General features: G+C 71.5%; 18 protein-coding genes and 4 tRNA genes. 9 read left to right on the top strand and 13 right to left on the bottom strand.

Going from position 1 to position 22,598, the window contains the following annotated elements; genetic code table 11:
* The 4 genes from VR44_RS07220 to VR44_RS07205 form a co-directional block, all read right to left on the bottom strand.
* Positions 1-1,823 (bottom strand): DEAD/DEAH box helicase (locus tag VR44_RS07220; protein ID WP_045946540.1); only part of this gene is annotated, 1,823 nt, incomplete at its 3' end.
* Between the two features lie 1,019 nt (positions 1,824-2,842).
* Positions 2,843-3,217, bottom strand: coding sequence for a fluoride efflux transporter FluC (locus VR44_RS07215; protein WP_045946537.1), 375 nt, complete (start codon positions 3,215-3,217; stop codon positions 2,843-2,845).
* Positions 3,214-3,693, bottom strand: coding sequence for a FluC/FEX family fluoride channel (locus VR44_RS07210; protein WP_045946536.1), 480 nt, complete (start codon positions 3,691-3,693; stop codon positions 3,214-3,216). Before VR44_RS07210 ends, VR44_RS07215 begins: the two co-directional genes overlap by 4 nt.
* On the bottom strand, positions 3,690-4,040 hold the full coding sequence (locus tag VR44_RS07205; RefSeq protein WP_045946535.1) for a metallopeptidase family protein: 351 nt from the start codon (positions 4,038-4,040) through the stop codon (positions 3,690-3,692). Before VR44_RS07205 ends, VR44_RS07210 begins: the two co-directional genes overlap by 4 nt.
* Before the next feature lie 125 nt (positions 4,041-4,165).
* Here VR44_RS07205 and VR44_RS07200 point away from each other — a divergent pair.
* The 3 genes from VR44_RS07200 to VR44_RS07190 all read left to right on the top strand — a co-directional run bounded on the left by VR44_RS07200 (position 4,166) and on the right by VR44_RS07190 (position 4,446).
* Positions 4,166-4,238: transfer RNA gene (locus tag VR44_RS07200), tRNA-Glu, on the top strand.
* Positions 4,239-4,276: 38 nt separating this feature from the next.
* Positions 4,277-4,350: transfer RNA gene (locus VR44_RS07195), tRNA-Asp, on the top strand.
* 22 nt (positions 4,351-4,372) lie between these two features.
* Positions 4,373-4,446: transfer RNA gene (locus tag VR44_RS07190), tRNA-Phe, on the top strand.
* A 40-nt stretch (positions 4,447-4,486) separates the two neighbouring features.
* Here VR44_RS07190 and VR44_RS07185 read toward each other — a convergent pair.
* Positions 4,487-5,344 (bottom strand): cytochrome c biogenesis CcdA family protein, encoded by an 858-nt coding sequence (locus VR44_RS07185; RefSeq protein WP_045946534.1) that lies wholly within the window; start codon positions 5,342-5,344, stop codon positions 4,487-4,489.
* A complete protein-coding gene (locus tag VR44_RS07180; RefSeq protein ID WP_045946533.1) occupies positions 5,341-6,075 on the bottom strand; it encodes a DsbA family protein in 735 nt (244 codons plus the stop codon). Before VR44_RS07180 ends, VR44_RS07185 begins: the two co-directional genes overlap by 4 nt.
* 680 nt (positions 6,076-6,755) lie before the next feature.
* On the opposite strand from VR44_RS07180, the gene hrpA reads away from it, so the two are divergent.
* On the top strand, positions 6,756-10,679 hold the full coding sequence (hrpA, locus tag VR44_RS07170) for an ATP-dependent RNA helicase HrpA (RefSeq protein ID WP_045946531.1): 3,924 nt from the start codon (positions 6,756-6,758) through the stop codon (positions 10,677-10,679).
* A gap of 80 nt (positions 10,680-10,759) precedes the next feature.
* Positions 10,760-10,833 (top strand) — tRNA-Asp (locus tag VR44_RS07165).
* Between the two features lie 585 nt (positions 10,834-11,418).
* On the opposite strand, the gene bldC is transcribed toward VR44_RS07165, so the two are convergent.
* On the bottom strand, positions 11,419-11,625 hold the full coding sequence (gene bldC, locus VR44_RS07160; RefSeq protein ID WP_003949541.1) for a developmental transcriptional regulator BldC: 207 nt from the start codon (positions 11,623-11,625) through the stop codon (positions 11,419-11,421).
* A 610-nt stretch (positions 11,626-12,235) separates the two neighbouring features.
* Positions 12,236-13,057: a DUF8083 family protein gene (locus tag VR44_RS07155; RefSeq protein ID WP_045946539.1), complete on the bottom strand. Its 822-nt coding sequence runs from the start codon at positions 13,055-13,057 to the stop codon at positions 12,236-12,238.
* 259 nt (positions 13,058-13,316) lie between these two features.
* On the opposite strand from VR44_RS07155, the gene VR44_RS07150 reads away from it, so the two are divergent.
* Together VR44_RS07150 and VR44_RS07145 are read left to right on the top strand one after the other, a co-directional pair.
* Positions 13,317-14,426: a Leu/Phe/Val dehydrogenase gene (locus VR44_RS07150; protein WP_045946530.1), complete on the top strand. Its 1,110-nt coding sequence runs from the start codon at positions 13,317-13,319 to the stop codon at positions 14,424-14,426.
* Between the two features lie 310 nt (positions 14,427-14,736).
* Entirely contained in the window at positions 14,737-14,997 is a 261-nt protein-coding gene (locus VR44_RS07145; protein ID WP_045946529.1) for a DUF3073 domain-containing protein, read from the top strand.
* A gap of 113 nt (positions 14,998-15,110) precedes the next feature.
* Here VR44_RS07145 and purM read toward each other — a convergent pair whose 3' ends face one another.
* Together purM and purF are read right to left on the bottom strand one after the other, a co-directional pair.
* On the bottom strand, positions 15,111-16,181 hold the full coding sequence (gene purM / locus VR44_RS07140; RefSeq protein WP_045946528.1) for a phosphoribosylformylglycinamidine cyclo-ligase: 1,071 nt from the start codon (positions 16,179-16,181) through the stop codon (positions 15,111-15,113).
* 118 nt (positions 16,182-16,299) lie between these two features.
* Entirely contained in the window at positions 16,300-17,817 is a 1,518-nt protein-coding gene (gene purF, locus VR44_RS07135) for an amidophosphoribosyltransferase (protein WP_045946527.1), read from the bottom strand.
* A gap of 146 nt (positions 17,818-17,963) precedes the next feature.
* Between purF and VR44_RS49070 the strand changes: the two genes are divergently transcribed.
* On the top strand, positions 17,964-18,059 hold the full coding sequence (locus VR44_RS49070) for a putative leader peptide (RefSeq protein WP_323188240.1): 96 nt from the start codon (positions 17,964-17,966) through the stop codon (positions 18,057-18,059).
* Between the two features lie 116 nt (positions 18,060-18,175).
* Positions 18,176-19,603, top strand: a complete 1,428-nt coding sequence (locus VR44_RS07130; RefSeq protein WP_045946526.1) for a sulfatase-like hydrolase/transferase — start codon at positions 18,176-18,178, stop codon at positions 19,601-19,603.
* Between the two features lie 13 nt (positions 19,604-19,616).
* On the opposite strand, the gene VR44_RS07125 is transcribed toward VR44_RS07130, so the two are convergent.
* The 3 genes from VR44_RS07125 to purL form a co-directional block, all read right to left on the bottom strand.
* Complete coding sequence (locus VR44_RS07125; protein ID WP_052713495.1) at positions 19,617-20,000, bottom strand: META domain-containing protein; 384 nt, start codon at positions 19,998-20,000, stop codon at positions 19,617-19,619.
* Positions 20,001-20,142: 142 nt separating this feature from the next.
* Positions 20,143-20,934 (bottom strand): maleylpyruvate isomerase family mycothiol-dependent enzyme, encoded by a 792-nt coding sequence (locus tag VR44_RS07120; RefSeq protein WP_045946525.1) that lies wholly within the window; start codon positions 20,932-20,934, stop codon positions 20,143-20,145.
* A gap of 92 nt (positions 20,935-21,026) precedes the next feature.
* Positions 21,027-22,598: phosphoribosylformylglycinamidine synthase subunit PurL (purL, locus tag VR44_RS07115; RefSeq protein ID WP_045946524.1), on the bottom strand; the 1,572-nt coding region annotated here is incomplete at its 5' end.

The raw sequence follows: 22,598 nt of genomic DNA, 5'->3' as shown, positions 1-22,598 counted from the left end.
CCCGACGGACGGTCGTCACGACGGAAACCACCCGACGGACGCTCGTCACGACGGTCGTCACGACGGAAACCACCGGACGGACGGTCATCGCGACGGAAGCCGCCACGGTCACCACGGTCACCGCGGTCGCCACGGTCGTCGCGGCGGTTGTCGCGGCGCTCGTAGTTGCCCCGGTCGTCGCGGCGGTTGTCGCGCTGCTCCTGGGCGGCGGCCTGCGCGGCCTGCTCGGCCACGGCGGCGGCCAGCTCGGCCTCGGCGGCCTCGACGACCTCGGCGACGGCGGCCTCCGGGTCCTCGCCGCGCTCACGGGCGGAGCGGGCGACGAGGCGGTCGGCCTCCTCGCGCAGCTCGGCGGCGCGGCGGGTGGCGCGCTCCAGCTGCTTGGTCAGGTCGGCGACCTCGCGCTCGGCCTGCTTGGCGGCGTTGTTCGCGGAGTCGGCCTGGACTTCGGTGAGCGAGCGCGCACCGGTGATCTCGGCGACCTCCGGGTCGAACGCGCCGGCCCCGCCGACGATGTGGCGCGAGGCGTCGACGCCCGCGTCCTCCATCAGGCGGAAGATCTGGCGGCGCTGGTGCGGCAGGGCGAGGGAGACCACGACGCCCGACTTGCCGGCGCGGGCGGTACGGCCCGAGCGGTGCAGGTAGTCCTTGTGGTCGCCGGCCGGGTCCACGTTGAGGACCAGGTCGATGCCGTCGACGTGGATGCCGCGGGCGGCGACGTCGGTGGCGACGAGCGCGTTGACGTAGCCGTCCTTGAAGTCGGCGAGGACGCGGGTACGGGCGCCCTGCGTCATGCCGCCGTGCAGCGCGTCGGCCTTCACGCCGGCCTCGACGAGCTGCTCGGCGATGCGGTCGGCGCCCAGCTGGGTGCGGACGAAGATGATGGTGCGGCCCTTGCGGGCGGCGATGGCGGCCGTGACCGGGGCCTTGTCCTTCGGCTTCACGACGAGGACGTGGTGGGTCATGGTCGTGACGTTGCCCTGGGCGCTGTCGACCTCGTGGCTGACCGGGTTCGACAGGTAGCGCTTGACCAGGGTGCCGATCTCGTTCTCCATCGTGGCGGAGAAGAGCATGCGCTGGCCGCCGGCCGGGACCTGGTCGAGCAGCTCGGTGACCTCGGGCAGGAAGCCCAGGTCGGACATCTGGTCGGCCTCGTCGAGGACCGCGACCTCGACGTTCTCCAGGGAGCAGGCACCACGGTTGATGATGTCGCGCAGGCGGCCGGGGGTGGCGACGAGGATGTCGACACCGCGCTCCAGGGCGTAGATCTGGTTGCCCATGGAGGTACCGCCGCAGACGACCTTCATCTTCAGGCCGAGGACGTCGCCGTACGGCTGGAGGGCGTCCGCGACCTGCATCGCGAGCTCGCGGGTCGGGGTGAGGATGACGGCGCGGGGCTTCTTCTTCTCCGTGTGGCCGTCGGCCAGGCGGGCCAGGGTCGGCAGACCGAAGGAGAGGGTCTTGCCGGAGCCGGTGCGGCCGCGGCCGAGGATGTCCTTGCCGGCCAGGGCGTCCGGGATGGTGGCGGCCTGGATCGGGAACGGGGTGGTGACGCCGTTCTGCGCGAGCTTGCGCACGACGCCCTCGGGCAGACCGAGGTCCGCGAAGGTGACCGTGGGCTCGGCGTCGGCGGCGTCGTCCTCGTCGGAGTCGAGGTCGGAGTCGGCGGCACCGGCCTTCACGTCGGCCTCGAGCGCCTCGATGATCTCGTTGGCCTCCGCGGCCTCCATGGCCTCGGTCACCACAAGAGCCTCGACGGCGTCGACGATCTCGGTGGAGTCGTTCTCGGGCATGACGGAACGGTCAGAACTGGAAATGGACATGCGAAATGCGAAACCTTCCGGAGTCTCGGCACGCGCCCAAACTCCGTGAATCGCAAATCGACCGCCTCAATGCGGTCAGCCACGGCTAGGGAGAGTACGCGCCACACGGCGCTCTTCGGATTCGGCGCCGGGCAATGGGATCAAACGATCTATAACCATACGCACCCTCCCGGGGGTCTGGCAAGTCACCACCTGGCAACCCCCTCCGCGCAGGGCCGCGGAACCCCCTCGCCGACGCCCTCAGGCCACGCTCGGCCCAGGTGAGGACGGGGGCGTCTCGCTCGGCGTGGGCTGCGTCACAGGGGGCGTGGTCTGCCCTCCCCCGGGGGTGGTGGACCCCCCGGAACCACCCGACCCGGAACCGCCGGACCCACCGGCCCCGCCCGCACCGCCCGACCCGGAACCGGACCCCGAGCCCGAGCCCGCACCGGACCCCCCGGCTCCCGACCCCGACCCCGAACCCGAACCGGAACCACCCGCTCCGGACCCCGGACCCCGAACCCGATCCCGACCCGGAACCGCCCCCGGACGGCACCTGGCCCCCCTGCCCGCCGGCCCCGCCCCCGGGACCGGCCGACGGTGAGGGCTGGCCCGGCTTGCCCGCCGGCGCCCCGGGACTCGGGGAGGCCCCGGCCGCCCCGGAGGCCTTCCCCGGCTCACCGGACTTCCCGTCCTGCGGCGTCCCGTCCTTCACGCCGTGCCCGTTGCCGTGGATCCCGGAGCCGTGTCCGGCGCCCGCGGCGGCACCCGCCCCGCCGGTGCCCTTGCCTCCCACCGAAGCGGCCGGCCCCGGCTTCGCGGCGTCCTCGCCGACGCTCATGCAGCCCGCCGTCGCGGCGACCGCGAGGGCGGAGACGGCCAGTCTGAGGGTCGTGGACAGGGAAGCGGGCAACGGGCGCACGGGGGCACCTCCGGGGCGCGGGACGGGGCCCGCGATGAGCGGGTCAATGAGCCCAACTCCCTTTACCCCGTAAGAGACACGCCCCTTGTGCGAGCAAGCCGGACGGGCCCCCGCCGGGTCAGGCGAACAGCTGTCCCGCCACCTGCGACCCCAGCGTCACCGCGCCCAGGCCGACCAGGACCGAGGCCGCCGCGTTCGCCGCGGCGAGGAACTTCCAGCCGCGCTCGGCCAGCCGCAGCGTCTCGTACGAGAACGTCGAGTACGTGCTCAGCGCCCCGCACAGCCCCGTCCCCAGCAGCAGCGCCAGCCGCGAGGAACCGGCGCCGGCCAGGACGGCCCCGGTCAGCACCCCCAGCACCAGACAGGCGCCCGCGTTGACCACGAAGGTCCCCCACGGGAAGACGGAGTCGTGCCGCGCCTGGACGAACCGGTCGGTCAGGTACCGCAGCGGCGCCCCGACGACCGCGCCCGCCACCACCAGCAGCCAGTTCACCCGGCCCCCCGCCCCCGCAGCGCCAGCCGCGTCAGCGACGCCGCCGCCCACACCGCGCCCAGCGCGGCCACGAGGGTCAGCCCGGCGTACGCCAGCGCGAGCCCGGCCCGGCCCGCGTCCAGCAGCCGCGAGAAGTCCACGGCGTAGGCAGAGAAGGTGGTGAACCCGCCGAGCACCCCGGTGCCCGCGAACGGCCGCAGCAGCGGGTGCGGGGAACGCCGCCCCTCCTCGCTGATCAACGCCATCAGGACGCCGATCAGCGCACAGCCGGCCACGTTGGTCCAGAAGGTCGCCCACGGGAAGCCCGCCGGCCCGGCCGGCCACAGCAGCGCCACCCCGTAGCGGGCGCTCGCCCCCACCGCTCCGCCGGCGGCCACCGCCGCGAGGACGCGGCCCTGCGGCTCGGTGCGCTGGGCGGGGACATGGAGGTCGACGTCGGGGTCGATGGCCTCCGCGCCCGGGACGGGCCGGGTCACCCGTATCCCAGGGCGTGCAGGCGTTCGTCGTCGATGCCGAAGTGGTGGGCGATCTCGTGGACCACCGTCACCTCCGTCTCGGCGACCACGCTCTCCCGGTCCTCGCACATCCGCAGCGTGGGGTTGCGGTAGATCGTGATGCGGTCGGGGAGCACCCCGGCGTACCACTCGCCGCGCTCGGTCAGCGGGGTGCCCTCGTACAGGCCGAGCAGGTCGGGGTCACCGGCCGGCGGCTCGTCCTCGACGAAGACCGCCACGTTGTCCATCAGCCGCGTCAGCTCCGGGGGGATCCGGTCCAGGGCCTCTGCGACGAGCTCCTCGAACTCCTCGCGCGTCATCTCCAGCACCCGGCCATTGTCGCCCCCGCGCGGGCCGTTCCCCCTGCGGGCGGAAACCGTTTTGGCGATACCTCCTCCGATCCCATATGCTTCTCACGTCCCCGACGCGCTGAAAAGTGCCCGGCGGGCCTTTAGCCCTCATCGTCTAGTGGCCCAGGACGCCGCCCTTTCAAGGCGGTAGCACGGGTTCGAATCCCGTTGGGGGTACGCAACACCATGTGCAAGACTTGCTCTTGCACATACGAGGTCCTGTGGAGCAGTTGGTTAGCTCGCCACCCTGTCAAGGTGGAGGTCGCGGGTTCAAGTCCCGTCAGGATCGCTGAGGCTGGAAACAGTCTCGTGGCTGGGTAGCTCAGTTGGTACGAGCGATCGCCTGAAAAGCGATAGGTCGCCGGTTCGACCCCGGCCCCAGCCACAAAAGGAAGGCCCCGTCTCCGGACGGGGCCTTCCGCGTTTCACTCCTCCTCGGACGCGCCCCCGCCCCCGGCTTCCTCGCGGGCGGCGCGGCGCCGGCGCAGCAGCCCGAAGGCCACCGCCCCCACGCCGACCAGCCCGAGCAGCGCCCAGTCCGGGACCGCGTCCGCGACGGCGCCCACCTTCTCCTCGACGGCGTACGAGTCATCCACGTCCAGCAGCCCCGGCAGGGCGCTCGCCCCGTCGTAGACGAGGAACAGGGCGCCCAGGGTGATGAAGAACAGCCCGGACAGCAGCGAGGTCGTGTGGAGTTCCAGCCGCCCCACGCGCAGGGCCCGGCCGCGCAGCCAGCGCCGCCGGCCCAGGTCGAAGCGCTCCCAGAGCAGGGCCAGCACGAACAGCGGTACGGCCATGCCCAGCGCGTACACCGCCAGCAGCAGGCCGCCGTAGGCCGGGCTGCCGCTGACCGCCGCCACCGTCAGGACGCTGCCCAGGATCGGGCCCGCGCAGAAGCCGGCCAGCCCGTAGACCGCGCCGAGCGCGTACACCGACAGGGCGGTGGTCGGGCGGATCCGCCCGGAGAGCTCGGAGAGCCGCTTGGGGGCGAAGCCCAGGCCGAGGATCTGGGCCAGGCCCAGGACGATGATCAGCCAGCCGCCGGCCAGGACGAGCTGGTCGCGGTGGGAGTGGAAGAACCGGCCCGCGAACGAACCGGCCGCCCCGAGCGGGACCAGGGTGGTGGCGAGGCCCGCGTAGAAGATCCCGGTGCGCGCGAGGAGCCGGGAGCGGGAGTCGATCGAGTAGGCGAAGAAGGCCGGCAGCAGCAGGGCGCTGCACGGGCTGAGCAGGGCGAGGAGGCCTCCGAGGAGGGCTGCGGCGTACCCGATGCCGCCGCTCACCGGCCGGCCTTCGCCTGCGCCTCGGCCCGGGCGATGGCCGTGGTGAAGGCGCCGAGGGGCTGGGCGCCCGCGATGGGCTGCCCGTTGACCAGGAAGGAGGGGGTGGACTGGACGCCGATGCGGTAGCCCTCCTCCCGGTCCCGGCGCAGGGCGGCCGCGGCCTGCTCGCCGGCCATGTCGGCCTTGAAGCGGTCCAGGTCGGGGACCCCGGCCTCGCGGGCCAGCTCGACGAGCCGGTCCTCGCCGAAGCCCTTGGCCTTGGCGCCCTCGGCGTACGCGGCGGCGTGGAAGGCGGTGAAGCGGTCCTGCTGGCCGGCCGCCCAGGCTGCCTTGGCGGCGGCCTCCGACTCGGCGCCGAAGATCGGGAAGCTGCGCCACTCGATGCGCAGGGTGCCGTCCGCGACGTACTTCTTCACCAGTTCGGGCTCGGTGTCCCGGGCGAACTTGGCGCAGTAGCCGCACTTGAAGTCGGAGTACTCGATCAGGACGACGGGCGCGTCGGTGCGGCCCACGGCGAGCTTGTCACCGGCTTCGCGGCGGGCCAGCGCCTTCAGCTCGGCGGCGGGGTCGGACCCGGGCGTGGCCTCCGCGGAGGCGGCGGAGGAGGTCTCGCGGTGCTTTTCGGCGGGCGCGGTGGCCTGCCAGGAGACGATGCCGAGGGTGAGCGCGGCGAGGGCGACCCCGGCGGCGTACAGCAGGGGCTTGCGGGTGGACTTGCGGGAAGTGGACATACGGGTGCTCCAGAGCGGGACGTACGGGGAACCGGCGGACCGGCTCCCCTACACCCGCATCACGCTCAGCTCCACCGGCCCCGGCGCCCGCAGGCCGGGCCCGCGCACGGGCACCCGTACGCACTCGGCCCGGTACGGCCGCACCCCTCGGGCACGGCCCGCGCCACGAGGACGGAACCGTGCTCGTGCCCGGCCCTGGAGGCCGGCACGGCGGGCTCGGTCCCGAGCCCGCCGGAGTCCGGGGCACAGGAGGGACCCCTCGGCGGGACCACGCCCGCGAAGGCCACGTGCGTACCAGGGCCGGCCTCCGGCCGGCCGGCACGCTCCGCGTCCGCGGGGCCCGGGCGCCCTCCCGGCCAGGCCGAGGCCGCCCGGCGGGGCGCCGTCCGCTCAGCCGGCATGCCGACGGCCGGCGGCGGAGCCGCGACAGCCGCTGCGGCCCGCGTGCCGGGGGCCCGGTCCGTCGTGCCCCGTACCGGCCCGGCCAGGGCGAGGGCCACGGCCAGGACCCCCATGACCACCGCGAACACGGCGGCAGCCGACGGATACGGGCGGTGACGGCAGGACAAGGGTGGGCTGCCTCTCACTCGCCGAACCGGGGGACTCGTCCCGAAATGGTACGGGGAGGGGCACAAATGCGTTCGCCACCCGCCGGGCGCAGGTGAGATCCTCGATCAGGTATGTCTACTTCCTTCGCCGCCCTGCAGACGCTCCTCGGTGAGATCTCCCTCCGGGACGCGCACCGCCTCGGCCGCCGCCTCGAGGGCGCCCGCCGCATCCGCAAGCCCGAGGCCAAGCAGGCCGTGCTCGACGAGATCGCCGCGGAGGCCGAGAAGGCCGCCGCGCGACTGGCCGGCCGCGCCTCGCGCATGCCGGAGGTCACGTATCCCGAGAACCTGCCCGTCAGCCAGAAGAAGGACGAGATCGCCGAGGCGATACGCGACCACCAGGTCGTGATCGTCGCGGGCGAGACCGGCTCCGGGAAGACCACGCAGATCCCCAAGATCTGCATGGAGCTGGGGCGTGGCGTCCGGGGCATGATCGGGCACACCCAGCCCCGCCGGATCGCCGCCCGCACCGTCGCGGAGCGCATCGCCGAGGAGCTGAAGTCCGAGATCGGGGAGACCGTCGGCTGGAAGGTCCGCTTCACCGACCAGGTGAACCCGGACGCGACCTTCGTCAAGCTGATGACGGACGGCATCCTGCTCGCCGAGATCCAGACGGACCGCGAGCTGCGCGCCTACGACACGATCATCATCGACGAGGCCCACGAGCGCAGCCTCAACATCGACTTCCTGCTCGGCTACCTGGCCCAGCTGCTCCCCAAGCGCCCCGACCTCAAGGTCGTGATCACCTCCGCCACCATCGACCCGGAGCGCTTCTCCCGCCACTTCGGCGACGCCCCGATCGTCGAGGTCAGCGGGCGGACCTACCCGGTGGAGGTCCGTTACCGGCCGCTCCTGGAAGAGGACAGCGAGGAGAGCGACCGCGACCAGATCACCGCGATCTGCGACGCCGTGGACGAGCTCCAGGGCGAGGGCCCGGGCGACATCCTCGTCTTCCTCTCCGGCGAGCGGGAGATCCGCGACACCGCCGACGCACTGATCAAGAAGAAGCTGCGCTTCACCGAGGTGCTGCCGCTCTACGCCCGCCTCTCGCACGCCGAGCAGCACCGGGTCTTCCAGCCGCACACCGGCCGCCGGATCGTGCTGGCGACCAACGTCGCGGAGACCTCCCTGACGGTCCCCGGCATCAAGTACGTGATCGACCCGGGCACGGCCCGCATCTCCCGCTACAGCCACCGCACGAAGGTGCAGCGGCTGCCCATCGAGCGGATCAGCCAGGCCAGCGCCAACCAGCGCAAGGGCCGCTGCGGCCGTACCAGCGACGGCATCTGCATCCGGCTGTACTCGGAGGACGACTTCAACGCCCGTCCGGAGTTCACGGACGCCGAGATCCTGCGGACGAACCTGGCCTCCGTCATCCTCCAGATGACCGCCGCCGGGCTCGGGGAGATCGAGAAGTTCCCGTTCATCGACCCGCCGGACCACCGCAACATCCGCGACGGCGTGCAGCTGCTCCAGGAGCTGGGCGCGCTCGACCCCGCGGAGAAGGACCCGAAGAAGCGGCTCACCCCGATGGGCCGCCAGCTGTCCCAGCTGCCCGTGGACCCGCGCCTGGCCCGCATGGTGGTGGAGGCGGACAAGAACAACTGCGTCCGCGAGGTCATGGTCATCGCGGCGGCCCTGTCGATCCAGGACCCGCGCGAGCGCCCGTCGGACAAGCAGACCCAGGCGGACCAGAACCACGCCCGGTTCAAGGACGAGACGAGCGACTTCCTCTCCTTCCTGAACATGTGGCGCTACGTCCGCGAGCAGCAGAAGGAGCGGGGCTCGTCCTCCTTCCGCCGGATGTGCAAGCAGGAGTACCTGAACTTCCTGCGGATCCGGGAGTGGCAGGACATCTACTCCCAGCTGCGCACGGTCGCGAAGACGATGGGCATCCACGTCAACGAGGCCGACGGCGCCGAGACGAACATCCACATCTCGCTGCTGTCCGGTCTGCTGTCGCACATCGGCCTGAAGGACACCGACAAGAACGAGTACCTGGGCGCGCGGTCGGCGAAGTTCGCGATCTTCCCGGGGTCGGCGCTGTTCAAGAAGCAGCCGAAGTTCGTGATGTCGGCGGAGCTGGTGGAGACCTCCCGGCTGTGGGCGCGGGTCAACGCCAAGGTGGAGCCCGAGTGGGTGGAGCCCCTCGCGCAGCACCTGATCAAGCGCACGTACAGCGAGCCGCACTGGGAGAAGGACCAGGCGGCGGTGATGGCGTACGAGAAGGTCACCCTGTACGGGGTGCCGATCGTCGCCCAGCGGAAGATCAACTACGGCCGGATCGACCCCGAGGTCTCGCGCGAGCTGTTCATCCGCAACGCGCTGGTCGAGGGCGACTGGCGCACCCACCACAAGTTCTACGCCGACAACCGCAAGCTGCTGACCGAGGTCGAGGAGCTGGAGAACCGGGCGCGGCGCCGCGACATCGTGGTGGACGACGAGACCCTGTTCGACTTCTACGACCAGCGGATCCCCGAGCACGTGGTGTCGGGGGCGCACTTCGACTCGTGGTGGAAGCACAAGCGGCGCGAGGAGCCGGAACTCCTCGACTTCGAGCGCGAGATGCTGCTGACGGAGAAGGCGGCCGGGGTCACCAAGGCCGACTATCCGGACTCCTGGCGGCAGGGGCAGCTGAAGTTCCGGGTGACCTACCAGTTCGAGCCGGGTGCGGACGCGGACGGCGTGACCGTGCACATCCCGCTCCAGGTGCTGAACCAGGTCACCGAGGAGGGCTTCGACTGGCAGATCCCGGGTCTGCGCGAGGAAGTGGTCACCGAGCTGATCCGCTCGCTGCCCAAGCCGATCCGCCGGCACTACGTGCCCGCGCCGAACTACGCCTCCCGCTTCCTGGAGCAGCAGCACTCCCTGGCGGAGCCGCTGCCGGTGGTGCTGGCGCGCGAGCTCCGGCGGATGGTCGGGGTGCCGGTCTCGGCCGAGGACTTCGACCTCTCCCGGATCCCCGACCACCTGAAGATCACCTTCCGGATCGTTGACGAGCGCCGGCGCAAGCTGGCCGAGGCGAAGGACCTGGAGGCCCTGCGGCTCCAGCTGAAGCCCAAGGCCCGCCAGGCCCTCTCCAAGGCCGCGGCGGCCACCGCCGAGCGGGCGGGCGGGGAGTCGGTGGAGCGCACCGGGCTGACCGACTGGACGATCGGCTCCCTGGTCAAGGTCTTCGAGACCCGGCGGGCCGGCCAGCCGGTGAAGGCGTACCCGGCCCTGGTGGACGAGGGGACGAGCGTCTCCGTGCGGCTCTTCGACACCGAGGCCGAGCAGCAGCGGGCGATGTGGCTGGGCACCCGGCGGCTGATCCTGCTGAACATCCCGGTGAACCCGGCGAAGTTCGCCTCGGAGAAGCTGACCAACCAGCAGAAGCTGGCCCTCTCCCGCAATCCGCACGGTTCCATCCAGGCGCTGTTCGACGACTGCGCGACCGCGGCCACCGACAAGCTGATCGCCGACCACGGTGGCCCGGCCTGGGACGAGGCGGGCTTCCGCCGGCTCTTCGACGCGGTGCGGGCGGACCTGGTGGACACCACCGTGCGGACCGTCGGGCAGGTGCAGCAGGTCCTGGCGGCCTGGCAGGCCTGCGAGCGGCGGCTGAAGGCCACGAACAGCCTGGCCCTGATGGCGAACGTCGCGGACGTGAAGACGCAGCTGGCGGCCCTGATGCCGGCCGGTTTCGTGACGCTGACGGGGCTGAAGCGGCTGCCGGACCTGATGCGCTACCTGGTGGCGATCGACCGGCGGCTCCAGCAGATGCCGACGGGCGCCCAGCGCGACACCACGCGCATGGAGAAGGTCCACGAGATGCGGGACGAGTACCTGTGGCTGCTGGAGCAGCTGCCGAAGGGCCGGCCCGTGCCGGAGGCGGTCACCGAGATCCGCTGGATGATCGAGGAACTGCGGGTCAGCTACTTCGCGCACGCGCTGGGGACGGCGTACCCGATCTCCGACAAGCGGATCGTGAAGGCGGTGGACGCCCTCGCTCCGTGATCGCGGAGCGGTCTGGTTCGACCCCACCCCCCGGCCTGCTGTACAGTCTGTCTCGCAGCCGAGCAATCGGCGGCCTTCCAGGTCCTGTGGAGCAGTTGGTTAGCTCGCCACCCTGTCAAGGTGGAGGTCGCGGGTTCAAGTCCCGTCAGGATCGCAGAAACGTCAGGGCCCGTATCCCGCAAGGGATACGGGCCCTGACGCGTTGTCGGATCCGGTGCCCCCGGCCGCACGGACGCGCTCCGCCACCTCATGATCACGCGGGGCTCACAACGCCGCTGGAGGCCCCTCAGACGGCCCCGGCCGCCCTCCCCGACCTCCCAGGGCCACCCCTCGTGCGGACGGGCCCTCCAGGGCCCCTACGGCGACTCGGGGTGCACATCACCCAGAGGGGAGAAATCCCCCGTTCGTATGAGCGCGGCGCGGGGCGCTCTGCGCGGGACATCCCTTTACGGGGTGCATTGCCGGATGTACAAGAGTCATCAGGTGTGACGGGAGTCACCACACGAGTTTTTGAGACTCACACATTTATCGGAGCCCTACGCCCGCTCGATTTAATATGTGCAATGGCACCTACCCGGTCGGGCGCCTCCGGGGACAAAAAAATCGCGCTGGACCCGGCGGAGTCCAGCGCGATCGACGGCAGTGCCTGTTGGGGCAGGCCCCGCCGCATGAAGCTGTGTGGGTTCATCGGATTGGGGGATCCGATACGCACCCTTTAAAGCGGTGGTGCTGCGGGACCTCAGGCCTCGCTGCGCTGCTGCGGAATTCCCGCGAGCAGTGCGCGAACCTCGGCCTCGCGGTAACGGCGGTGTCCACCCAGGGTGCGGATGGACGTGAGCTTGCCGGCCTTGGCCCAGCGGGTAACCGTCTTCGGGTCCACGCGGAACATGGTGGCAACCTCAGCCGGGGTCAGCAGCGGCTCGGCATCAGGGGTGCGAGCGGTCATGAGCGGCCTCCTCGGGAGAACCGAACCATCTCGGTTCTTTCCTCTAAATTCTGCACCTTGGCCTGCGTTGCCCGAAATGGACATACGCAGGCCGAGTCGGTTATAGGACGAACGGCTTGTCCTCGGCACTACAACTACACCATCTGTCCAGCCTCGACGGCCAAACCGATGGAATTGCCCTCCGAGGTGTTCATCAGCGGCGGAAGCCGATGGACCGCCCTATAACGGACAGTCACCCCACTGTGACGATCAGTCACAGAGCGATCAGGAGTCGTCAGACCCCCCATAGAGTGCAATACCGAGCATTCCGCCCTTAGTTGGGCGGAAGGAACCCTCCCCGGACTCCTTGTCCTATTTTGGCATGAGGATAGGGGATGGGCGCAAGGGTGTGGATAGTGCGGTCCGTCACGCTTGAGCCAATGGCCCGGATCGGGACGTAGGTCCTGGAACAAAGACCCTAATACCGTGATCAAGCCCCTGATCTGCGACTTGTGGGCCATTCAGCCGATCATGACCGATACGGGCGATACGTCTGGCGTCCGAACGGGTGCCGAACAGGTATGTCCATGATCTACGCAGACCCCGGCTCCGGAAAGGGTCAAGGCTGCCTCTAGTTCGCGAAAAGTCTCTCCCTCACCGCCCTCCAGCGCCCCGCCAGCTCCCCGTACACCTCCGCCGCGCCCTCGTGGTCCCCCTCCCGCAGGGCCGCGATCCCCGCCGCGAGGTCCCGGGCCGACCGGTCCCCGGCCAGTCCGTCAGCCGGGAGCGCGTGCAGCAGCCCGCCGTAGTCCAGTTCGACCATCGACCTCGGGTGGAACTCCTCCAGCCAGCGCCCGACCTCCGCCAGCCCCTCGGCCAGCGGCCCGTACCCCGGCCGCCCCCGGCCCTCCGCCTCGCGCAGCGTCCGCAGCGCCCGCGCGAGCCGGCGCCGCGCCTGCACCATCGGCGTCCGGTACCGCAGCAGCTCCCCCGGCAGGTACTCCCGCTCCTCGTCCGCCACCAGCACGAACCAGCGCAGCGGCACCTGCCACACCCCGGTGCGGATCCACGGCCGCGCGTCGGGGTTCCGCTCGCGCCAGGCCTCGTACTCCGCGGCGGCCCGCCGGCGCTGCGCCGGCGGCAGCGCCGCGTCCAGCACCGGAGCCGGGAAGTTCGCCACCAGCTCCTCCAGGGCCAGCCACCCGCGCAGCCGCGTCCGCCACGGGCAGACCAGCAGCACCCCGTCCAGCTCCACCGTGAACGCGTCCCCGCTCTCGTGCGCCGGCACCCCCACCACCGGGACCCGGACCAAGTCGGACAGGGACCGCCGCAGTTCGTCCTGCGCGGTCGGCGCCGGCCCGCGCCGGGCGTACGCCGCCCAGTGCGTGCGCTCCGGCTCCGGGAAGGAGGCCAGGGGTTCGTAGACCCTCAGGTAGGACGCGTACGGGACCATCGGCGCGGGCCGCGCCGCCGGCGGCCGGAGGTCGGGGGATTCGCTCACCCCCTCCTCCTCCCCGCTTCGGCGGCCCGGTTCACCTCCAACTCACGGTCCGGAAAGGGAATCCGGCGACCGGTCCCGCCCCCGGAGCGTCCCGATCCCCGGACAAGGACCACCGCCGCCCGCCACAGGTCTTACTCTGCTCCCAGCGCGCCCTCCCCCACCCGCAGGGCGGGCGTCTTTCCGCCGCATCTCTTCCATGGGAGTCACCACCGTGACCGAAATGACCGACGGCGTCCTGCACACCCTGTTCCGCAGTGAGCAGGGCGGCCACGAGCAAGTCGTGCTGTGCCAGGACCGGGCCACCGGACTCAAGGCCGTCATCGCCATCCACTCCACCGCCCTGGGCCCCGCCCTCGGCGGCACGCGCTTCCACGCGTACGCCTCCGACGAGGAAGCCGTCCGTGACGCGCTGAACCTCTCGCGCGGCATGTCGTACAAGAACGCCCTCGCCGGTCTCGACCTCGGCGGCGGCAAGGCCGTGATCATCGGCGACCCCGCGAACCTCAAGACCGAGGAACTCCTGCTGGCCTACGGCCGCTTCGTGGAGTCCCTCGGCGGCCGCTACGTCACCGCCTGCGACGTCGGCACGTACGTCGCCGACATGGACGTCGTCGCCCGCGAGACCCGCTGGGCCACCGGCCGCTCCCCCGAGAACGGCGGCGCCGGCGACTCCTCGGTGCTCACCGCGTTCGGCGTCTTCCAGGGCATGCGCGCCAGCGCCCAGCACCTGTGGGGCGACCCGACCCTGCGCGGCCGCAAGGTCGGCGTCGCGGGCGTCGGCAAGGTCGGCCGCCACCTGGTCGAGCACCTCCTGGAGGACGGCGCCGAGGTCGTGATCACGGACGTCCGCGAGGAGTCCGTGCGCGAGATCCTCGACAAGCACCCCGGCGGCAAGGTCACGGCCGTCGCCGACACCGAGGCCCTGATCCGCACCGAGGGCCTGGACATCTACGCCCCCTGCGCCCTCGGCGGAGCCCTCAACGACTCCTCCGTCCCGGTGCTCACGGCCTCGGTCGTGTGCGGTGCGGCCAACAACCAGCTGGCCCACCCCGGCGTGGAGAAGGACCTCGCGGACCGCGGGATCCTCTACGCCCCGGACTACGTGGTCAACGCGGGCGGCGTGATCCAGGTCGCCGACGAGCTGCACGGCTTCGACTTCGACCGGTGCAAGGCCAAGGCTTCGAAGATCTTCGACACCACCCTGGCCATATTCGCACGTGCGAAGGAAGACGGCATCCCGCCGGCCGCCGCGGCCGACCGGATCGCCGAGCAGCGGATGGCCGACGCCCTCGCCGCGCGCGCCGCGGCCCGCAAGGCGTAGCCCCGCCGGGGTCCGGGCGGACACCCACCGGACCCCGGCCGGTGACCCGCCGGAGCGCGGCGAGACGGAACTCACTGCGCTTCGGCGGGTCGGCGGCCAGGAAAGCGTTAAAATCGCAGCTGACCAGCGAGTACGGGGTGTCCCGTTGGTTCTGTGGAGAGGCACGTCATGCGGGCGGCGTACCGTATGGCCGCGGAAGCAGGTACCGTTAAACCCCTACGGACGGTCTCTCCACGGAGAGCCCGCTCCGAACCATGAACGCGTGTCAGACTCTGGGGCCGTCGAGCCCCGTCACCGAGGGGGTCGAGCCATGGGGCGCGGCCGGGCCAAGGCCAAGCAGACAAAGGTCGCCCGCCAGCTGAAGTACAACAGCGGCGGGACTGACCTGACGCGTCTGGCCAATGAGCTGGGCGCATCGCCGACAGAGCCGCTGCCTATCAGCGCGCCGGTCGAAGTCGATGACGATCTGGACGACGACGACCCGTACGCCAAGTACGCGGATCTCTACAACGATGACGACGAGGACGAGGACGAAGAGTCCGGTCCGACGGCGCACCGTCGCGGGGCTTGACGCGCAGCACTCTGCTTCGAGCATCTGCACAGCCCAGCTCCCTGCTGGCTGACAGCTGAAAAACGCCGAAACCCGGTCCGGGGCCTCCGCCCCGAACCGGGTTTCCGTGCTGCTCAGACGGCGTAGTCGCCGGTCAGGGTCGCACCCTCGGTGTGGTCGCCCCGGTCGAGGATCTCGCCGGCGACCCAGGCCTCGACGCCCCGGTCGGCCAGCGCGGTCAGGGCCACGTCCACGGACTCCTGCGGAACCACGGCCATCATGCCGACGCCCATGTTCAGGGTCTTCTCCAGCTCCAGCCGCTCCACGTTCCCGGCCTTGCCGACCAGGTCGAAGACCGCACCCGGGGTCCAGGTCGAACGGTCGACCGTGGCGTGCAGGTGGTCGGGGATGACCCGGGCCAGGTTCGCGGCGAGGCCGCCACCGGTGATGTGCGAGTAGGCGTGGACCTCGGCCGTACGGGTGAGGGCCATGCAGTCCAGCGAGTAGATCTTCGTGGGCTCCAGCAGCTCCTCGCCGAGGGTCCGGCCGAACTCCTCGACGTGCTGGTCGAGGGACATCCCGGCCCGGTCGAAGAGGACGTGCCGGACGAGCGAGTACCCGTTCGAGTGAAGGCCGGACGAAGCCATCGCGATGACGGCGTCCCCCGTACGGATGCGATCGGCGCCCAGGAGGCGGTCGTACTCGACCACGCCGGTGCCGGCGCCCGCGACGTCGAAGTCGTCCGGCCCGAGCAGGCCCGGGTGCTCGGCGGTCTCGCCGCCGACCAGGGCGCAGCCGGCCAGGACGCAGCCCTCGGCGATGCCCTTGACGATGGCCGCGACGCGCTCGGGGTGGACCTTGCCGACGCAGATGTAGTCCGTCATGAAGAGCGGCTCGGCGCCGCAGACGACGATGTCGTCCATGACCATGGCGACCAGGTCGTGGCCGATCGTGTCGTAGACGCCCATCTGGCGGGCGATGTCCACCTTGGTGCCCACGCCGTCCGTGGCCGAGGCCAGCAGGGGGCGCTCGTAGCGCTTGAGGGCGGAGGCGTCGAAGAGGCCGGCGAAGCCGCCGAGGCCGCCGAGGACCTCGGGGCGCTGCGTCTTCTTCACCCACTCCTTCATCAGCTCGACGGCGCGGTCGCCCGCTTCGATGTCGACGCCGGCGGCTGCGTAGCTGGCACCGGTGGTCTTCTCTGTCATGACAGGCGAGAGCTTTCGTGTCGTTGCTGCGTGTGGTGCCGGACCCCGGGAGAAGCCTCAAAGACAGGGCTCGGCGCAGGTGGAGCCGGGCCGGCCCGGGAAGGGCCGGCCCACCGTCCTACGGGCGGCGGAGCGCGTCGGCGGCGTCGGAGCCGCCCGCGAGCTCGGACTCCAGGAGCTGCTTGCCCAGGAGCTGCGGGTCGGGCAGCTCCATGGGGTACTCGCCGTCGAAGCAGGCACGGCAGAGGTTGGGCTTCTGGATGGTGGTCGCCTCGATCATCGAGTCGAGCGAGATGTACGAGAGCGAGTCCGCGCCCAGCGACGTGGCGATCTCGTCGACCGTCATGCCGTTGGCGATCAGCTCGGCCCGGGTGGCGAAGTCGATGCCGAAGAAGCACGGCCACTTCACCGGCGGCGAGGAGATCCGGATGTGGACCTCGGCCGCGCCGGCCTCGCGGAGCATCTTCACGAGGGCGCGCTGGGTGTTGCCGCGGACGATCGAGTCGTCGACGACGACGAGGCGCTTGCCCCGGATGACTTCCTTGAGCGGGTTGAGCTTGAGGCGGATGCCGAGCTGGCGGATCGTCTGCGAGGGCTGGATGAAGGTCCGGCCGACGTAGGCGTTCTTGACCAGGCCGGAGCCGTACGGGATCCCGCTGGCCTCGGCGTAGCCGACGGCGGCGGGCGTGCCGGACTCCGGCGTCGCTATCACCAGGTCGGCCTCTACCGGGGCCTCCTTGGCGAGGCGCCGGCCCATCTCGACGCGCGAGAGGTAGACGTTGCGGCCGGCGATGTCGGTGTCCGGGCGCGCCAGGTAGACGTACTCGAACACACAGCCCTTGGGCTTCGCTTCTGCGAAGCGCGAGGTGCGCAGGCCGTTCTCGTCGATCGCGATGAGCTCGCCCGGCTCGACCTCGCGGACGAAGCTGGCGCCCACGATGTCGAGGGCGGCGGTCTCGCTCGCGACCACCCAGCCGCGCTCCAGGCGGCCGAGGACCAGCGGGCGGATGCCCTGCGGGTCACGGGCGGTGTAGAGGGTTCCCTCGTCCATGAAGACCAGGGAGAAGGCGCCCTTGACCTGCGGGAGGACCTTGGCGGCCGACTCCTCGACGGTCAGGGGATTGCCCTCGTCGTCGGTCTGGCCGGCGAGCAGGGCGGTCACCAGGTCGGTGTCGTTGGTGGCCGCCACCTGGGTGGCGCGGCCGTCCTGACGGGGGAGGTCGGCGACCATCTCGGCGAGCTCGGCGGTATTCACCAGGTTGCCGTTGTGACCCAGGGCAATGGAGCCGTGGGCGGTCGCCCTGAAGGTGGGCTGAGCGTTCTCCCAGACGGACGCGCCGGTGGTCGAGTAGCGGGCGTGACCGACCGCGATATGACCCTGGAGCGAACCGAGGGAGGTTTCGTCGAAGACTTGGGAAACGAGGCCCATGTCCTTGAAGACGAGGATCTGGGAACCGTTGCTCACAGCGATTCCCGCGGACTCTTGTCCGCGGTGCTGCAATGCATACAGTCCGAAGTAGGTGAGCTTGGCGACCTCTTCACCCGGAGCCCAGACACCGAAGACGCCGCAAGCGTCCTGGGGGCCCTTCTCACCGGGGAGCAGGTCGTGGTTGAGTCGTCCATCACCACGAGGCACGTCCCCGAGTGTAGGCGAGATCGACCACTGGTCCGAATTGGGGACGCCTGGGAAATCTCACAGCACAGAGGGTGACCGGACGCCTCCGTCTCGCTATTCGATCTTTTGTTGACATCTACAAGGCAATTCGTACAGGCTCTCGCCCCATGCAGCCCCTCGGTGACCGAGCCGTCACCCTCGTCGAGCGCCGGCACGTGGACCTGGTCCGTGTCGCGAGCGCCATCTGTCGCCGCTGCGCGTAGCCACAACTCTTTCTGCCTTTTCCTGATTTCGCTCCTCCGCGCCCCGCCCCGCCGTGTCGCGCGCCGTCCCGTGCGCGCCCGGGTCCAGGGCCGCCGAGCCCTGTCCTGGAGTATTCGTGTCTTCCTACAACAGCAAGCTGTCCCGTCGTGCCTTCGGGGGTGCCGTCGGAGCGACCGCGGCGACCGCCGCCGTGGGGCTGGGAGCCGGCCCCGCGCAGGCCGCGGAGGGCCCCGGAGGGGGCCCTCAGGAGCGGGATTTCCGGGCCGCGCGCGAGCGCCGTTCGCGCCGCCCGAACATCCTTTTCATCCTCGGCGACGACCTCGGCTGGGCCGATCTGTCCTCGTACGGCTCCCCGCACATCAAGACCCCGAACCTGGACCGGCTGGCCCGCCAGGGGGTCCGGTTCACGGACGCCTACTCGGGCTCGGCGACCTGCTCCCCGACCCGGTTCAGCCTCTACACGGGGCGCTACCCGGCCCGTACCAAGGGCGGGCTGGCCGAGCCGATCGCCGACAAGTCGGTGGGCCTGGACCCGACGCACCCGACGCTGGCCTCGCTGCTGCGGGAGGCCGGGTACTCCACCGCGCTGATCGGCAAGTGGCACGCGGGCTACCTGCCGGACTACAGCCCCACCAGGTCGGGCTGGGAGGAGTTCTTCGGGAACTTCGGCGGAGCCCTGGAGTACTACTCCAAGCTGGGCCTGGGCGGGGAGTACGACCTGTACGAGGGCGACGCCGAGTACAAGGACCTGCGCTACTACACGCGGATCATCACGGAACGGGCGAGCGAGTACGTCTCCCGCGACCACCACGGGAAGCCGTGGCTGCTGAACCTGAACTTCACCACCCCGCACTGGCCGTGGATCGCCGACGGGGACACGGCGGAGAGCGCCGAGATCGTCCGGCGGATCAAGGCGGGCGACGCCCGGGCGCTGTGGCACCAGGACGGCGGCTCGGTGGAGAAGTACAAGCAGATGGTCGAGGACCTGGACCGCTCGGTGGGCCGGGTGCTGGACGCGCTGAAGCGCTCGGGGCAGGAGGAGGACACCCTGGTCGTCTTCGGCAGCGACAACGGCGGCGAGCGCTTCTCGTACAACTGGCCGCTGTCGGGCAACAAGGCCTCCCTGCAGGAGGGCGGGATCCGCGTCCCGAACATCCTGCGCTGGCCCGCCCGGATCGACGGCGGCCAGGTCAGCCGGGTCCCGCTGTTCAGCCCCGACTGGACGGCGACCCTGCTGGAGGTCGCCGGGACCCGGCCGCACCGGGCGTACCCGCTGGACGGCGTCAGCCTGGCCGGGTACCTGCTGCGGGGTGAGGCCCCGCCGGCGGAGCGGGACCTGTTCTGGCGGGTGCGCGGGGAGCGGGCGCTGCGGCGCGGGAACTGGAAGTACTACCGGGGGAAGTCGGGCCGCGACCAGCTGTTCGACCTGTCCGCGGACCTGCGCGAGCAGGCCGACCGGGCGGCGGCGGAACCGGCCCGGCTGGCGCAGCTGCGGGCGGCCTGGGAGCGCACCGACGCGACCCTCCTGCCGTACCCGTCCTGACGGCCCGCCCCGCTCACTCCGCGGCCGAGCCCGCCTCCGCGGTCAGGGTCCGGCCGTCCGGGGCGGTGAGGGTGAGGGTCCGCCCCTGGACCTTCCAGGTGAGCGGGCCCGCGCCGAACAGTCGGGTCATGGCCCGCTCGACCTCGCCGGCCGGCCCCTCGCAGGCCATGCGGGTGCTGGTGACCGGGCCGAAGGTGACGGTGGCGCCCTCGACGGCGACGGGGGCGCTGAACCGGTTGCAGCCGAGGCTGCCGCCGGCGGTGCCGCCGGGGGCCAGCGCGAACCGGGCCCGGCCGGCGGCCCCGGCGGGGACCGGGGAGCCGTCCAGGGCGGTCACGGCCCAGTCGGTCACGGTCAGCGGGGCGTCGGGTACCGGGGGCGTGGCGGAACTCTGCACGACGGCGTCACTCCTGTCCTGCGGGTGTCCGGTGCAACCGCTCAGGGCCAGTACGAGGACCAGCCCGGCGGCCGCGCAGTGCCTGGGGAACCTGAGAGGAGGCATACCGCTGGGACGGGCCCGGCCCCCGGCCGGTTCCACCTCAGCTCATCAGCGGGAGCAGCCCCGACAGGTCGGCCCGCTCGCCGCTGGCGCTGACCGCGGCCGCGTCCAGTGCCTCGGCCCAGCCGGTACGGCCGGTGGCGAGCCGGAGCCAGGTCAGCGGATCGGTCTCCACCACGTTGGGCGGGGTGCCGCGGGTGTGCCGGGGTCCTTCGACGCACTGCACCACCGCGAAGGGCGGGATCCGCACCTCCACCGACCCGCCGGGGGCCTTCACGGCGAGGGCGTCGGCGAGCAGCCGGGTGCAGGTGGCGAGGGCCTGCCGCTCGACGGGGATGTCCAGGCCGGCCGCCCGGTTCAGGTCATCGGTGTGGACCACCAGCTCCACGGTCCGGGTGACGAGGAAGTCGGCCAGGGTCATGTCCCCGATCCACAGGTGCATCACCCGGCTTCCGGGGTTGGCCTCCAGGGCCTCGGCCATCCGCGCGCCCGCCCGCTCGAAGAGCTCGGCGACCGGTGCGCCGCCGAGGGTCTCCCGGGCGGCCTCGGAGATCTTCCCGGCGAGGGAGGCGGTGGCGAAGGGCCACTCGACGGCGCTCAGCTCGGCGACGGCGGCGGGCGGCCGGGCCAGCCCCCCGGCCAGCGAGTCGGCGATCCAGGCGATGTGCCCGGCGAGATCCCCGACGCTCCACTCCCCGACCCCGCTGGGCCGCGCGAGCTCCTCGTCCCCCAAGTCCCGCACGGCTGCGGCGACATGCCCGAACTGGGCGATGACGGCCGCGCGGACCTTCACGTGGTCGTAGGTACGCGTCTTCTTCTTCGCGGGCGGCATGCCCCGACCCTACTGGGGGAGGGCCGGGGCCGGGAACGCGTCGAGGCCCCGTCCACAGGGCGTGGGCGGAGCCTCGTACGGCCGGGGCGGGATCAGGCCAGCAGGGCCGGGATCGTCGCCTCGTGGGCCTCGCGGAGTTCCGTCAGGGGGAGGGTGAACTCGCCCTGGACCTCGATCTCCTCGCCGTCCACCACGCCGATGCGCGTGGCCGGCAGGCCCCGGGCGCCGCACATGTCGGTGAAGCGGAGCTCCTCGCTGCGCGGGACGGACACGATGGCGCGGCCCGCGGACTCGGAGAACAGGAAGGTGAACGCGTCCAGGCCCTCGGGGACGACGATCCGGGCGCCGTTGCCGCCCTTGAGGCAGGACTCGGTGAGCGCCTGGATGACGCCGCCGTCCGAGAGGTCGTGCGCGGCGTCGATCATGCCGTCGCGGGAGGCGGAGATCAGGATCTCGGCGAGCAGCTTCTCCCGGCCCAGGTCCACCTTGGGCGGCATGCCGCCGAGGTGGTCGTGGACGACCTGGGACCAGGCCGAGCCGCCGAACTCCTCGGCGGTGTCGCCCAGCAGGTAGAGGAGCTGGCCCGTCTCCCGGAACGCCATCGGCGTGCGGCGGTTGACGTCGTCGATGACGCCGAGGACCGCCACGACCGGGGTCGGGTGGATGGCGACGTCGCCCGTCTGGTTGTAGAGGGAGACGTTGCCGCCGGTCACCGGGGTGCCCAGCTCCAGGCAGCCGTCCGCGAGACCGCGGGTGGCCTCGGCGAACTGCCACATGACGCCCGGGTCCTCGGGGGAGCCGAAGTTCAGGCAGTCCGAGATCGCGAGGGGCTTGGCGCCGGTCGCGGCGACGTTGCGGTACGCCTCCGCGAGGGCCAGCTGCGCGCCCGTGTACGGGTCGAGCTTGGCGTAGCGGCCGTTGCCGTCGGTGGCCATGGCCACGCCGAGGTTGGACTCCTCGTCGATGCGGACCATGCCCGCGTCCTCGGGCTGCGCCAGCACGGTGTTGCCCTGCACGAAGCGGTCGTACTGGTCGGTGACCCAGGACTTGGACGCCTGGTTCGGGGAGGAGACCAGGGCCAGGACCTGCGCGCGGAGCTCCTCGGAGGTCTGCGGGCGGGGCAGCGCGCCGGCGTCGTCGGCCTGGAGGGCGTCCTGCCACTCGGGGCGGGCGTACGGGCGGTGGTAGACCGGTCCCTCGTGGGCGACGGTGCCCGGGGGCACGTCCACGATCTGCTCGCCGTGCCAGAAGATCTCCAGGCGCTCGCCGTCGGTCACCTCACCGATGACGGTGGCGATGACGTCCCACTTCTCGCAGATCTCCATGAAGCGGTCGACGTGCTGCGGCTCGACGATCGCGCACATGCGCTCCTGCGACTCGCTCATGAGGATCTCCTCGGGCGAGAGCGTCGCGTCGCGCAGCGGCACGGTGTCCAGCTCGACGCGCATGCCGCCGGAGCCGGCGGAGGCCAGCTCGGAGGTCGCGCAGGAGAGCCCGGCGCCGCCGAGGTCCTGGATGCCGGCGACGAGCTTCTCCTTGAAGATCTCCAGGGTGCACTCGATGAGGAGCTTCTCCTGGAAGGGGTCGCCGACCTGGACGGCGGGGCGCTTGGTCGGCTTGGTGTCGTCGAAGGTCTCGGACGCGAGGACCGAGACGCCGCCGAT

This window comes from Streptomyces katrae, from assembly GCF_000966975.1.
Taxonomy (GTDB): Bacteria; Actinomycetota; Actinomycetes; order Streptomycetales; family Streptomycetaceae; genus Streptomyces; species Streptomyces katrae.
Note: the sequence above shows the minus strand (reverse complement) of the source record. Positions and strands in the feature narration are given on the sequence as shown.